Annotated in this window: 12 protein-coding genes and 1 pseudogene; all 13 read right to left on the bottom strand. The window is 48.5% G+C overall.

Annotated features, from left to right (window positions below):
* Nucleotides 1-243: 243 nt before the first annotated feature.
* Entirely contained in the window at nt 244-1,467 is a 1,224-nt protein-coding gene (locus Q427_RS26235) for a hypothetical protein (RefSeq protein ID WP_155833704.1), read from the bottom strand.
* A gap of 104 nt (nt 1,468-1,571) precedes the next feature.
* Nucleotides 1,572-2,657, bottom strand: coding sequence for a glycosyltransferase family 4 protein (locus Q427_RS26230; protein WP_043518396.1), 1,086 nt, complete (start codon nt 2,655-2,657; stop codon nt 1,572-1,574).
* 54 nt (nt 2,658-2,711) lie between these two features.
* A complete protein-coding gene (locus Q427_RS30760) occupies nt 2,712-3,491 on the bottom strand; it encodes a glycosyltransferase domain-containing protein (protein WP_197030831.1) in 780 nt (259 codons plus the stop codon).
* Between the two features lie 303 nt (nt 3,492-3,794).
* A complete protein-coding gene (locus tag Q427_RS30755) occupies nt 3,795-4,970 on the bottom strand; it encodes a glycosyltransferase family 4 protein (protein WP_081786229.1) in 1,176 nt (391 codons plus the stop codon).
* A 30-nt stretch (nt 4,971-5,000) separates the two neighbouring features.
* Nucleotides 5,001-5,150 (bottom strand): annotated as a pseudogene (locus tag Q427_RS30750) (IS3 family transposase); the annotation flags it as partial.
* A gap of 223 nt (nt 5,151-5,373) precedes the next feature.
* A protein-coding gene (locus tag Q427_RS26220) for an IS5 family transposase (protein WP_155833702.1) occupies nt 5,374-6,371 on the bottom strand; the annotation gives its coding sequence in 2 pieces (ribosomal slippage) (nt 5,374-6,083 and nt 6,083-6,371; 999 coding nt in all).
* A 616-nt stretch (nt 6,372-6,987) separates the two neighbouring features.
* The gene (locus Q427_RS32835; protein ID WP_197030832.1) at nt 6,988-7,188 is read right to left on the bottom strand and encodes a hypothetical protein; all 201 of its coding nucleotides are present in this window, start codon (nt 7,186-7,188) and stop codon (nt 6,988-6,990) included.
* Nucleotides 7,178-8,083: a glycosyltransferase family 2 protein gene (locus tag Q427_RS30740; RefSeq protein WP_081786226.1), complete on the bottom strand. Its 906-nt coding sequence runs from the start codon at nt 8,081-8,083 to the stop codon at nt 7,178-7,180. Before Q427_RS30740 ends, Q427_RS32835 begins: the two co-directional genes overlap by 11 nt.
* A gap of 41 nt (nt 8,084-8,124) precedes the next feature.
* Nucleotides 8,125-9,714, bottom strand: a complete 1,590-nt coding sequence (locus Q427_RS30735) for a surface carbohydrate biosynthesis protein (protein ID WP_197030830.1) — start codon at nt 9,712-9,714, stop codon at nt 8,125-8,127.
* Between the two features lie 162 nt (nt 9,715-9,876).
* Nucleotides 9,877-11,169, bottom strand: coding sequence for a DUF4910 domain-containing protein (locus tag Q427_RS30730; RefSeq protein WP_043518391.1), 1,293 nt, complete (start codon nt 11,167-11,169; stop codon nt 9,877-9,879).
* Nucleotides 11,170-11,221: 52 nt separating this feature from the next.
* Entirely contained in the window at nt 11,222-12,205 is a 984-nt protein-coding gene (locus Q427_RS26205) for a polysaccharide deacetylase family protein (protein WP_043518406.1), read from the bottom strand.
* Between the two features lie 27 nt (nt 12,206-12,232).
* Nucleotides 12,233-13,057, bottom strand: coding sequence for an SDR family NAD(P)-dependent oxidoreductase (locus Q427_RS26200; protein ID WP_043518390.1), 825 nt, complete (start codon nt 13,055-13,057; stop codon nt 12,233-12,235).
* A complete protein-coding gene (locus Q427_RS26195) occupies nt 13,038-13,964 on the bottom strand; it encodes a Gfo/Idh/MocA family oxidoreductase (RefSeq protein WP_051496733.1) in 927 nt (308 codons plus the stop codon). Before Q427_RS26195 ends, Q427_RS26200 begins: the two co-directional genes overlap by 20 nt.
* Nucleotides 13,965-13,998 lie beyond the last annotated feature (34 nt).

Here is a 13,998-nt window from a genome sequence, read left to right as displayed (position 1 = left end):
CCCAAGAACAAGGCGGCCACCACGATGGCCGGCGATCACGGCTACTCTGAAGGCCGAAATTGATTCCTAAAAGTTATAGAACAGCGAAAGAAGACGCTCTGTTCGGGCATTGGCCGGCTGACTCTCACGCCGCAAATGCTGCTCCTGACGGTCGGTGGCCGCAACACGGGGCTTCACAATGCTCGATCAGCGCCCTCATGAATGAGGCGGGCTCAGGAGCCCTGAACACCGCAGGTGCTGCGCTTATTGCTTGAATTCAGGATCTACTAGGCTAAAAACCTTAGGCACCTTACGCGAATCTTGCAATTTACTACATTTTTTCTGGTCAAGCGCTACTTGGCGTTGAGACCCCATTACCGAAATCAATAGATAAACCAACATAGGAGCAAACATCCACTTCTGACGCATGGCAATGCCGAGGTTGGCAGTTGTCATAGCCAACACGGCCCACGCGGCAAAAGCATAAAGCCAAAGAAATATTCGTGTATCTTGCACTGGACTCTTGCGACCTTTCCAGATTGACAACCCGCCGATCAAGAAAAGGTACATTAAAATAATATTATCAATAGCAGCAGCCAGCTGAAAAATAGACCGCGCTTCAAAAATTAGCGGGCGAAACATATAAGTAAATAGCTGCATAGGCAAGCTCATGGAAGAAATATTCACACTACTACCGCCTTGCAGATTGTGCCCTTGGCGACGCTCTACATAACTCATCAGGGCATCAAGGTCCGTAGCTTCACCAACGCCAGTATATTGCAATGCAAAGGGAACAAGTGATAGACCAACGCCGACACTTATCGTACCAAGTAGTATTCTGCTTATCACAGGCACTTTAGCATGCAGGGCAAATGCCACACTGAGCGAAATTATCATTATACCTGCCATATGAGGGCGAACAAAAAACATGGCTAATACCGCAAATGCCATCAAACAAGCTCTTTTCCTTAAGTTAATGGCCGCCCATAGCGCCAAGCCAGTTGCCATAAAGGAGATAGCATCCTTACCAATAGCGGACGACCAGAAGCTGACGGAAGGGAGCAATAAAATCAATAAAGCAAGCAACCGAAGCCTATGCCGCTTATTCGCTGTAACGGCGTTAAGTGCGCCAGAAAAGGCTAACAAACCGACATATCCAAATATATTAAATACCAAAAAAACGCCAATCAACGACAGTCCAAAATAACCGGTAAAGATAGAGGTAAGAGCTATAACAGAGTGAGTACCGACATTAAGGAATGATACGCCCCCCAAGAAAGATGCTCGATAATACATCAATGCATCGCCGCCATCATTCAATACATACCAGAGATAAACCATGCACCATAGGGTATGCCAGGCATAAAGCAATACGCCAAACTTTCTCGTCAACTTGAAGTATCTTGGCAATAGCAGCGACAGCGACAGCCCCGTAATCAAAACAAGAAAAGCACTGAAAGCATGCCAACCGGTAGACATCAACTCCATGTTACGCCATCCTTCTTTGGATACAATTCAAATCACCCATTACTCAGCCAATCTGAAACATCAACACATCCCTCACAGATGATACTGCCAATTCTATTTCCTGCTCAGGTTCTCTTGGCCGCGCTTCGCAGGATATTCGCCAAGCGGGGGGCCTGCGCCTGCAATGAATAATGCTGCTCCACGGCCTGGCGGCCCCGCTTACCCAAAGATTGGCGTAGTGCGGAATCCTGCAGCAGCTCACCAAGCACTTGCTTCCACTCCCCCATGTCATCCGCGAGGCGGCCACACTGCCAATCTTGCACAATCTCCACGTTCACGCCCACCGGCGACGCGACCACCGGCTTGCCGCCGGCCATGTACTGGATCAGTTTGTAACCGCACTTGCCACGCTCCCAGGGGCCATCGAATAGGGGCATGATGCCGATATCGAAGCAAGCGATCGCCTCTGCCTCGGTTTCTTCTGACCACGGCAACACTTCTACGGGCAGGTCACCAAACTGCGACACTAGCCGAGGTTGTGCCCCCACCAGCACCAGCCGCGCACCATACTCACGGTGCAGCGCTTCCAGTACAGGCTTGAGTTCCAATACATAGCGCTGGGTGGAAGGGGAACCGATCCAGCCGATCACCGGCGATCTTTCCTCGTCAGAGCCTTTCGGCTCGCTTACCGAATAGCGGCTGGCATCCACCACCGTTGGCACGCGCTCGATGCACTTTGCCCCAGCCTGCAGGGCACGCTCGGCCAGATAATTGTTACCACAGATCACGGCAGCAGCATTAGCCATTACCTTGTCGATTTTTCGACCCAAAAAGATGCGAATCGGCCAATAGGGTGAAAGGTCGTACTGATGAAAGACCGCATCATCATAATCTATTACGTAAGGCACACCCTTTGGCATTAACCTCTTCTCGATCCAGTATGGGACATAGGGAAGACCCTCCTTTTCAATCCAAAGTAGTAGTGCCTGCTTGCCCTGCAGCAGGTGCCGTGCACGTTGTTTATAAAGTCCAGCCAATAAAAATGGAGACCGTTTTTTTCCAGCATACAAGCAACTCAAATACTCCTCGTCAAACAGCGGAAAAGAAATAATATCAATACCTAATCTTTTCAGAAAAGGGATATATTGAAGAGAGCGCAGTCGAGTGCTAGCCCCTAAACGAGAGTACTTAGAAAATAATATAATTTTCATGAATCACCTTGGACACCAATAATAAAAAAGATACATTCCAGGAAAAAGGAGAAATCATTTTTTTATTTTGCATAAAATAAAGTCAAGACTTTTTGCGGAGCAATAACTAACCAACCCATCAGCCCTTCTTGCGCTTATGCTCATTGCCAACCTTTTAAGCCATCCGCAGCCATTACCCGATGCCGCATGCTGTCGAAAGAAAAAATACTTATTTGGCTTCTTAGAACTTTCATCAAGAATTTTAATTGCAAAATTTTTCTTCCATGCGACATACCTTAAGCTCAACTGATCTCTCGAAGAATAATTTATTAAAAAAAAATACCATTCATTCATTAATTCAATAACAGACTCATCATTGTGCATCCTTAAAAGTATGTTGTTTTCATTAAGACCGTTTTTTTTTGGATAGCCTTCGTCTTCAAACATTTTTTTTAGATCAATCATTTTAGAATAGGATATCTTGCGAGTTTCATAGCACTCCTTAAGCTCATCATAAATACAATTTCTAAATGGATGCTTAGGGGCAAACAAAGAAGAACTTTTAGAGAGCCGGAGAAATAACTCATCAGGATTATTTTTTATTCCAATATTTGAATCTATGTAAAGGCTATTATCATAATGTGAAAGATAGCGGTGGGGCAACAACTTAAACTTTCTATTCATCAAGTTAGGTGGGGAGCAATTATCCTCTACATGTATAAACCTCCAAACCTTTGAAGATAGATTTTTCTGGTCAGTGAAGCAAATATAATCGCAGTTTTTACTAACAACCAAGGGATCTAACAGGTTATCATAAAGACCAAACATAGCTGTATAAACAATATTTTTATTCATAAGCCACCGGGTTATATGGTTCCGGATAATCAAAAATGAGCCTGCGGAATTATCCATTGCTGACAGCAATGGAAACTCTGCAGCAGTTCATCCTGACACTGGGGCTCCTTGTAGGCCTGGGAGTAACGGGTACGAGTTTTTTCATAGAACTGCTTGCCTTGCCATGGGACACCTCGTTCAGTGTGTACTGCCTTAACGGGGTGTCCACTGCTCCTGGGCAAGATCACATCCGCATGATTCCAGTATAGCTACAGGCTGGCATTATGGCAGATCAACATGAGTAATTAGAAAAACCAATTAAAGTCAGATTTTTTCATAGAAAAGTTTAACAAAACGCCATCTGAGTGAGTCGGGAGCCTTCATTAACAGTCCAAATGCTTCGCTTAGAAGCCTCTGAGAAAAAGTCTTCCTGATTTTATTTCGAGAATTTAAAATCCTAGCATACTGCAATGAAAGACTTTCTTTATTTGTAAACTTTTTTCTTGCATAAGATTGAGCGTCAAGTTGCATTCTTCGCAAAACAGAAGGATTTTTATACAATTTCTCAATAACACTGACCCAGCCAGACAAATCTTCAACCGTTACTGATATTACATTATCGCCAAGCATTTCCTTCAAATGAGGAAGATCATTCGCAATAGGCATAACTCTCAATAAAGCAGCTTCTACTAATACCAGACAAAATCCCTCAGATCGTGATGGTAAGATCAAAACATCTTGAGTACGAAAAATGTCATCGCGTTTCTCATCAGATAAGTAGCCATGGAAAATAACTTTGTCGTTGTTTTTTAGATTTTTCAATAGGGCCTCATCTGGTCCATCACCAATTATGTTGAACTGGTAGTCTATTTTCCTTGCATCTAACTCCTTCACCAGCCTTGGAATAAATTCTATGTTTTTGTGGGTGTTTTCAAATCGCCCTACAAAAGCAACTCGGATTACACCATCGTTAACGATAGGCTTGAAAGTATCTAAGCGGGTACTTGCATCAACAACAAACACTTCTTCTTTTAACAATACAAACCCTAAAAAAGAAGCAATATTTTGCCACTGCGATCTCATCGCCTCAGTGTTATAAAGCAATATATCACAACTATTGATATAATAGAACGAATTGTAAAATCCTGGATAGTGCGTGCTATTCAACACTGATACTTTAAGAACTGAGTCGGGTATTAATGGAAAAGCCATCTGAGCAATTTTGGAATTGAAGGTAATCAACGCATCCGCATTTTGTTGACATACCCATGAGACAAATTCATTACATAGTAATTTTTTATTTCGGCAATCTTCAAAAACCTTAACGGCATCATCTCCTTGGAAATATTTTCCTCTACTTCTACTATCAGAACTTTGGAAAATGAATGTCTTTACACTATACCCTAATGTTTCTAATAAATACTTTGTATTTAGCCGCCTGGTTTCCATACCACCCCCTCCAGGAGAAGGCGCTGGCATCAGTATAATTGGTTTATTCATAAGTATCTCCCAGCAATGGTGGCTAAAGGTCTAAGCGATCATTTGGGACTCGAAGGCCTCGGGACTGATCATCCCTAACCCCACTGGCCGGCGTTGTCGATTGTAGTCCATCTCAATGTACTCGAACACCTGCCGCCGCTTGGCCTCCTGGGTCGCGAACCGCTCGCCAAGGATCGCCTCGTCTCAGTGTACTGCCCTAACGACGTGTCCTCTGCTCCTGGGCAAGATCAATCCACATTGTCTGCGATGTCCGTGGCTTGCCTCTAAGGAACCGCTGAATAATTCGTCGCTGAGCAGCTGATGCGCTCAGCGCATCAAATTTCGAGCCTCAGCGGTCGATTTCTGACCACCTCAGGTGGCCTATTTTCCCTGGCAGCCGGCCTACCCGGCCGCCAGGCCAGATTCAAGACGCACTGGCCTCGTCAATTCGGCCTTCGCATCGATTAGCCAGCACCAGGTTCGCCAGACCGAACAAGCTGAACAGCTGCGCCTGGTTCTTGGCCAGCCCCTTGTAGCGCACCTTCCGGTAGCCGAAGAGGTTCTTGATGACATGAAACGGGTGCTCAACCTTGGCGCGAATGCTGGCCTTCGCTTTCTCGAACGCCTGCAGCAGCGTTTTCATGGGGCTGTCTTCCATCTTCTTGATGGTGCCGCGCTTGGCGGCAACACAGCACCGGGAATCCGGGGCATCCTTCTCTTCGTCCAGGTACTTCCACATGCCGGTGTAACCCGCGTCGCCGTATACCCGCTTGTCGTCATCTCGGACCAGATGACTCGTCATGGTGACATCAGCGACGTTGGCCGAGGTGGTAGCGACACTGTGGGTCAGTCCGGTCACGGCATCGACGCCGATATGGGCCTTCAGCCCGAAGAACCACTGATTGCCTTTCTTGGTCTGCTTCATCTCCGGGTCGCGCTGCTTGGCCTTGTTCTTGGTGGAGGGTGCCGCCGCCACGATGGTGGCGTCGACGATGGTGCCCTCGCGCATGAACAGGCCCTGCTCGGCCAGGCTAGCGTTGATCTCCTCGAAGATTCGTTGGGTCAGGGCATGTTTTTCCAGCAGGTGGCGGAAACGTAGCAGCGTGGTGGCATCGGGCACGCTCTCGATGGCCAGTCGATACCGATGAAGTCGCGCATGGCCTGGCTGTCGTAGATGGCATCCTCCAGCGCTTCATCGGCAAGGGCATACCACTGCTGAAGGAAGTAGATTCGCAGCATGCGTTCCAGACCGATGGGAGGGTGCCCACGCTTGCCTACCGAGTTCGGGAAGTAGGACGGCGACAGCGCCTCGATCAGCCGTGGCCACGGCACCACGGCATCCATCTGGGCCAGGAACCGCTCGCGGCGGGTCACTTTCTTCTTGTTCTGGTGCTCAACCTGGGCGAACGAGATCTGCTTCATCGGGTGGCTCTGTCAGATAGTAGCGGGATGGTCAGATTCTACCCCACCGGTGGCCACGAGGCAGCGCCGGCGGGATTTATGCAGCGTTTCCTTAGATAACCCCTAATCACAAAAAACACATCTACGCCAACATAGCCACCGGAAAATGAAGAAAAGCCAGCATGGAAAAAAATTACAGGAAGGACGGCAATCGCTCGTAACCCATCAATTTCGCGTCTATATTCCATCTTCAGCCGGCTCTTTTCTTAGTTTAATCACGTTAGTGCTCGATAATAATCATTATCCAACCAGGGGAAATACACGAAAACCACCTCATTCATCAGGGTGTCGAATGAGGGTGTTGAACCGGGTGGCGGCCGGCACCGGCCTACTTCAACGGCATCAGATCGCTTGATACCCGAGCGATATATTTCCAATCCGGCTTTCAAGTCGTCCTTTTATAACCTTTCTGCATCAATATTGATCGCCAGCGTATCAGTGGTCGTCGCCCGTCGTGTGGCCGCCTTGTCTGCTGTGGAGATCGTGGTGATACCGGACACCTTAGGTCGGTAGGAGCGGACATTTCAAATAGGGGTTAACATGCACCGACAACGTCGCCGTCAACTTGAGCACATGCTCACGCGTCCACACCAGGCTCCACCAGCCGCCGCTCAAGCAGACAACGCAACCCGTGCAGCACCTGATAGGCATAGAGGCTCAGCAGCAGGCCACTGATCTTGCCCAATGAGGTCGGGAAACGGCCGTCGATGCTGTCGCCCCCGGCGATCTCGAGACACTCATCTTGGCACTGGGGGTATGTTTCATACTTATGAGACACTTTTTTTGACATGCTTTCTGAAAAAATTAAAAAGTATGAAATAAGTTGCATACCTTGCTTTAGTGATTAACGAAGCGTTCGTTGTAAAAAACATTATTAATAAAGAATTAGAGGCATGCTTGTGACGATTCGCGATCGCCACTTTTAAAGCAAATCGCATCATCCCTTCGGACTCATTGCCGTGAGCTACAATATCTTTTTTATACTTATTAATCAATGCAATATTGAATCTAAGCTTTCTCTTTATGTTACGGCTTATAGCACCATCCGAAATTCTATATTTCAAAAACGGCTTTCCAGATCGCACTATCTTAAAAGACTTGCTGCACCTCAGGATAAATTCTTTATCTTCTGTAGACAAGAATTTCTCATCAAAACACCCAGAAACATCAAACACATTCCGCCTTATCGCCCAGCCGGAAGGCGGGGATAAAAAATCAAGCCCAAGCGAACTGGGGAATTCCACATCACAAACCAATTCAAAAACACCAAGATGTTTTCCTGAGCTAGAAATTTTAACAAAGTTAGAAAGATGAATATCAACCTGATGATGTTCCATCAGCTCTATTTGTTTTTCTACTTTTTCAGGGTACCATACATCATCATCATCGCAAAAAAAAATTATATCACCCGTTGAACAACGTATTCCTGTATTTCTAGCCGCAGGCAGCCCATTTCCATGGGACTTTACAACCTTAAGCCGCTTATCCGAAAACCTCTGATTAAGACCATTTACCAAGCTTTTTGAGTTAGGATCCTTGGCATCGTTGACAATAATCAATTCAAACCTCTCATAAGTTTGTCCCAAAATACTCGCAATGGCATCAGAGAGGAAAGCATTAGTTCCCACTGTAGGAACTATCACTGAAACGTATTTTTCCCAACAAGCTTCCATGGGTCACCCCATTTTATTAAGGCTCATGCTTGGTAAATTTATTAAGGCAGGTAAACACAAAGCAAATTATCATTATAATAATCCACCATAACAGCTTTATCTAATGCTTTTCCAGCTTTCTCAAGCTTTTCTAAAACATATCTTTTATCAAATCCAGGGAATTTTCTATGGTGGTATTTCCATTGATTCCTTTTATCTAATCTTATAGGGATAGCTGTTTTTACCTTCAAACCAAGGAATTTTAACATTATCTGTAAATGACTAGGATGATTTTCCTCACCGTGCCTCTTTTTATTTCTAATCGCTGCAGTGTTAACTACATTTAACAAGGCCTGAAAGCTGTCATTTTCAAAATTAAATAAAAGATCACTAGCAAGACTTGATACTTTTTCCGCCTTATAGCTTTGTGGATTCTTCGCCCTTAATATATTTACCACCTCAGAATAATCAGAGGCTTTTATGCCTAGCTGGTTGGGCAGCCAAATATCTAACCTCTCGTTACTATCCGGCTTATAGTTAATGACCTTCGTTCCAGAAAGAGTAGCTTCAATGGCAGTTGTACAACCATCATGAATAACGGCTTCGGCAGCAATTAGCCAAGGCCCCACGGATCCTTCATCGTCCACGAATATGTTTTCCACACCTCCGAAAACCTTTTCATAATAGGACCTGTCCTCTGATGGATGAGGCCTATAAACAATTTTCAAGTCGGGGAAATCAATCACCAATTTGTGGGCGAGCTCAACCATGTAGGAAAGCTGTCTAGTATAGTGACAAAAAATCTCAACACTTCTTACACGTTCAGCAGAATCTAACGGGTTATAGCCACCAAGCTCAGAAAAAACATAGCTGACTCCTTGTCCATGATTGCAAACCCCGTACCTTCCATTAATCAATATGAAGCGATTGTATTTATTTTTAATTCGGACGACATCCTCTTTATAATACGACCTGTATTTATTTTTATACAAATCAAATCTTGGATGACCAGTTACCGAAATGTTGATATTTGACGAACGCCCTTCATCGAATTTTTTTTGGTACTCACCCCACGTGCAAATTTCATCATTTTTATCAAAGAAGTCTAGATTATACTGCCCCAACAAATTTCTCCCCCAGTCTGCTGGCTCTCCTAGGAAAACTGCACCTTCTTCATGGAGATAAACGACGTCAATTCCTCTCTCCTTTAAACAGTAATACCTTGCGCCATCCTCAACATTAGACCTCCTCAAAAAAATATTCTTTCCGACATAGACACCACCTTTAAACGCCGGAACAATTGATTGAATAAAATCATGCTGACCTATAAATATTTTATCGCCGGGCTTAACGAGCATCACAGAAAAGAAAAGTCTGTAATCAAGCTCTCTTGCGATAGTTTCTATTGGGAAAAGATAGTTCATAAAGTTTCTCTTAAGTCCGTTCGCAGTTCGGAGAAAACCTATTGTAACTAATCGTTCTACTGAAACACCTGAGTTTCTAGAATTTGGGTAGACCGGCGATTGCTCGCCCCCCCCCCCCCTCAGATCCGGGCATGCACAATTTGATGCACCCAACTCCTCAATCATTAGCTTTGCTAAAGGCTCAGCACCGTTGCATGATGCCCGCAGTGGAAGTACCTCAACGCTCATGACTTTTACTCTTAACAGAAGCCGCTTGAGGCAGTTTGAGCCGGCTTCAGACAGCATACTTCGGTGGGCCTACCAATATCTCATCATGAGCTTATTTTATAGTGAACAATACTCTCTTCTGAGTAGTAAATATCCGCTGGCAAAGCTGAGGTATTATCTTATTTATTTACTATCTAACAATCCACACCGAACCCACTTCTCAAGATATTCCTCTACCCTTTCCAAAGGCAGCCCAACTCTTACAGCCAGCATGTTCATGCTTGTAGGTCTTGATAAAGTTGGAATTATATCCATCAGTAGTCTCATACGTCGGCGCTCATCATCAGGGATATCACCAAAGGCGACCTGGCCAGGGTCAATGTAAAGATCATACTCTGGATGGGATAAACAAACATTCCCGGAAAACCGTTTTCTTACGATGCCGCCAGACTCCAATGTCTCAATGGCTTGTAACAGTACTCCCACTGCCTCTTCAAGACATGCTTGACTCATTAGTTCCACACTATCCAGGTCGGTGTGGTATTCCGGATAAGGGAAGCGGGACAGCGATGCCATGGGAATACCATAGGCTTCCCAGATATACTCGTCATTAATAAGAGCACTCTCGAACGCCCCGGTGTGGTGACGACAACCGCTCTTTTCCAGTGCCTCGGCCAAGGCTATCTCTATATTGGATTCCTTGTGTCGCGAAAATTGTAAGGACAACTCAGTCGGCGAACCAAGCATCTCCAGCATCACGCCTTCTAACAGTTGTGTGCGCTCCTCATCCGACAAGTGCCCAAGATAATATTCATTGCCAATGATACCCGGTGCCAGCACCAATCGGTAGCTGAAATTGGTCTGCTGCTTGCGCTGGCGCAATGCTTCGAATAGAGCGACTCCTACTGCAACCCCTGCGAGTCCGTCATTCGCCACTCCAGGGTGATCCAGGTTAGCACCAAAGACGATGGTTTCGGGTGAACGCCCCTCAAGGGTATAGTCGAGAACCCGTAGCGTTCCTGGAGCTTCCTCAGTTTCGATCACCACATCATAACTACCTTCTTTTAGAGAGTCGTAAAATGTTCGCGGAACACAGAATCCCCAGTCTCGATCGTAGCTGCGAAATAGTTGTCGAAAATGAAACGGTATAGCATCTTCGTAACGATGATCATAGTGAAGGTGTTGACGTAATTCCTCTCGATCGACAGTTCCCACAAATGGCTTCGATAATGCCATCACTGCTAGAGGATGATGAAGCCCATCGTATACTGTACGCCTCTGGAAACTTATACGAGCAGTTTTAACGTCCCATTTTGGCGGAATCACCCATCCGTTATAAACTTCGCTCGATGAATAGCTTATTTCTTTGAATGGCAACACCCCCTTCATGTATTCAATCGTATAATCATAATCACTGGAGCAAATCACACGATTCAAAGGAGTCAGATCAGCCAGCAGTTGCATCATCGTTTTCATCTTAATGCCCTTATCGCCTTCGACAGAGTGACTCAGGTCTTTACAATTAGCCTTATATAGTCGTAGCGTTACACGTCCATTTATTCGGCAATGCCTTGCCATCAATCGGCAGGTCGTTGGTATCCAGCCGAGGGAGCAGCAATGCGTCATGTTGGGTCAAGTCCGCCACTCCCACCTCGACGGTCAGTCCTAGGGCGCAGTGCCTGTCGCGCAGTATCCCCAGCAGGCTGTCGTCGTAGCCGCCATAGGGGTAACACATCACCCAATCATGGGCTAGCACACCCAGCTCGGACAGAAAGTCCAGACTGGCGTCAATCTCATGGCGCTGCTCCTCGACAGATAAAGTGTTCAACCACAGGTGCCGGTCACCGTGACTGCCGATAAACATGCCAGCGGAGCGCAGTTCACGCAGCTCTACGGAATTCATGTACAGCTCGGCGGCGAAGCCCCTTTCGTCCTCGGTCACGAAGCGACGAAACAGTCGATCGATGAGTGGCTCGCGCAACGACTTTGGTAGCCCCTTCTGCAATACACGCTTGACGAAGGTCACTTGCGGATCGTCATAACGGCTTTCCCTGGAGTATGCCGCGAAGTATTCCGCGTTGCCCGGTAAACTATATTCAGTGCGCTTAGCGTCGAGGGTGGCATATATCTCGTCGATCAGTTGCCGCGGATTAGCGCCACTGGCGAGGATGAAGTGAATCTTGTTAACGTCCAGCATTCGATTGTCGCGAACGGCACAGACCGGCGGAAAGAAGCTCCCCTGCAGCCCGCGATCGACGAGTAGCGGCAGCACGTGCTGATAATGATCGCGGTAGCCATCATCGAAGGTCATCAGGAGTGCCCGTTCGGGCAACGAGGCGTCGCCACGAGTAGCGGCGATCACCTCCTCCATGCTGACCACGTGGTAGTGGCGTTGGATGAAGCCGAGTTGACCACGGAAACGTTCCAACTCCAAAGCCTTGAGGTCAGGATAGCGGGATCCACGCAGAGGGCGTACATAGTGGTACATCACGATGGTGAGGTTGTTCGCCATGGTCATCGTTTCCTTGTTTCCGTGTCGTTACCAGGCACTAAGGCCTCCGTCGACGAACAGGCATTGGCCGGTCACATAGCGCGAGGCATCCGAGGCCAAATACAACAGCGCCCCCACCAGATCCTCGGGACTACCCATTCGCCCTAGCGGGACGCGTTGGGAGTAACGGGCAACGAACTCCGCATTCTGGCCGCTCTGTACACCCCCAGGGACCAAAGTGTTGACGCGAATTCCATGCTCCGCCCAGTTCGTCGCCAAGTAGCGCGCCAGACCGGCCACGCCGGCCTTGGAGGCGGCATAGACGGGCGGGGTGTTGATACGGACACCCATGTACTCGGACCCGGCATAGATACGCGGATCGCTGCCTAGCTCACCGTAGATGGAACCTGTGTGGATGATGCTCCCGCCCCGCCCCTGCTCGATCATGTGGCGCCCTACGCAGCGCGACACCAGGAAGACACCGTCGAGGTTGACGGCCATGATCTTGCGCCATTCGGCGAGACTGTATTCCTCGACTGGGGCGAAGAAGGCTTCGAGGTCGTCAGACTTGCTGGCCGCGTTGTTGTGCAGGATGTCGATGGCCCCGAACCGTTCCAGGGTGCTTGCCACCAGCATCTCGACCGAGTCCTCGCTGCTGACATCGCACGGCAGGCCAAAGCAGGTCACGCCCGTTTCACGGCCAAGCTGGCCGGCATACCGCTCGGCCGCGGCACCGTCCAGGTCGACTACCACCACATGCGCTCCATATTCAGCCAGGGCACGGCAAAAGTGCTGCCCCAGGATTCCCAGTCCACCGGTCACGATGGCAACGCGTCCCTTCAGGTCGAACAGGTCACGAAATGTCGAATCCATCCAGAGACACCTCCTCTCGGGTCTGGAGCGCCTGTTTGCCGGCGATCAGGGTGTGAATGACATCGAGCGTTGCCATGGCGGGAATCGCGGGACGCTGATCGACGACCATGCGCCAGAATTCCCACAGGGTGCGCCGGAACATCGTGAAGTTGTCGGCGATGTCGATGCCGCCGACGTGCCGGCTCCCTATCAGCTCAACACGGAAGATCACCGGCACCTGGCCGAGGGCATCGATATGGATCGACACGCCATCCGACATCGCAATCACTAGGGAATCGTGCTCGCCCGGCAGTGCGCGCACCGACACCGGACGCGATGGCAGCAACGGCAGGATGGCGTCCAGCAGGTGCACGCCGTAGCGCTCCCAGTCGTTGACGATGGTCCCGCGCACGAGCTTGAGCTCACCGTAATCGACCTGACGACTGCGCCACGCATCCAGCTCCTGGGCGTAGCGCATCCCCGAACAGGACATCAGCAGGCCCCGCTCCAGATAGGGTGCGAAATAGCGCAGCTCATCGAGATCCACCGTCAGGGGCTTGTCGATGAAGACCGGTATGCCGGCCTCCAGAAAGGGGGCGGCCAGCGGCCGGTGGGAGGCATGATCGTCTCGGGCGATGATCACGGCTTCCACCTCCCCGATCATATCCGTCGGCGCGTCCACGGCGCAGGGAATGCGGGCAGCCGAACAAAGCGACGCCGTTTGCTCGGCATGCTGCGTCCAAGCATGGGTGACCCGAAGGTCTCCTACCCCGAACTCCGAGCTATGGCGACGACGCACATAGTCGTAGATACCCGGCCAGCCGGCAGCACGCAAACCGTCCACGCAATACCCGTTGATGATTGCGGAAAAGGAGAACGGATGACCATTGCCGTCACTGATCCCCAGCATACCGACGCGTATGACCATATCGCTGGAAATCTCGTGGGTTAGAAGTGGAGGT

This window comes from Halomonas sp. BC04, assembly GCF_000568385.1.
This window is presented reverse-complemented; position numbering and strand designations above follow the sequence as displayed.

Coding starts and splice junctions, on each gene's coding strand:
- Q427_RS30760 (WP_197030831.1), bottom strand. CDS start 3,491: ATGAATAAAAATATTGTTTATACAGCTATGTTTGGTCTTTATGATAAC.
- Q427_RS26230 (WP_043518396.1), bottom strand. CDS start 2,657: ATGAAAATTATATTATTTTCTAAGTACTCTCGTTTAGGGGCTAGCACT.
- Q427_RS26195 (WP_051496733.1), bottom strand. CDS start 13,964: ATGGTCATACGCGTCGGTATGCTGGGGATCAGTGACGGCAATGGTCAT.
- Q427_RS30735 (WP_197030830.1), bottom strand. CDS start 9,714: ATGAGCGTTGAGGTACTTCCACTGCGGGCATCATGCAACGGTGCTGAG.
- Q427_RS30740 (WP_081786226.1), bottom strand. CDS start 8,083: ATGGAAGCTTGTTGGGAAAAATACGTTTCAGTGATAGTTCCTACAGTG.
- Q427_RS26235 (WP_155833704.1), bottom strand. CDS start 1,467: ATGGAGTTGATGTCTACCGGTTGGCATGCTTTCAGTGCTTTTCTTGTT.
- Q427_RS26205 (WP_043518406.1), bottom strand. CDS start 12,205: ATGGCGAACAACCTCACCATCGTGATGTACCACTATGTACGCCCTCTG.
- Q427_RS30730 (WP_043518391.1), bottom strand. CDS start 11,169: ATGAAAACGATGATGCAACTGCTGGCTGATCTGACTCCTTTGAATCGT.
- Q427_RS30755 (WP_081786229.1), bottom strand. CDS start 4,970: ATGAATAAACCAATTATACTGATGCCAGCGCCTTCTCCTGGAGGGGGT.
- Q427_RS26200 (WP_043518390.1), bottom strand. CDS start 13,057: ATGGATTCGACATTTCGTGACCTGTTCGACCTGAAGGGACGCGTTGCC.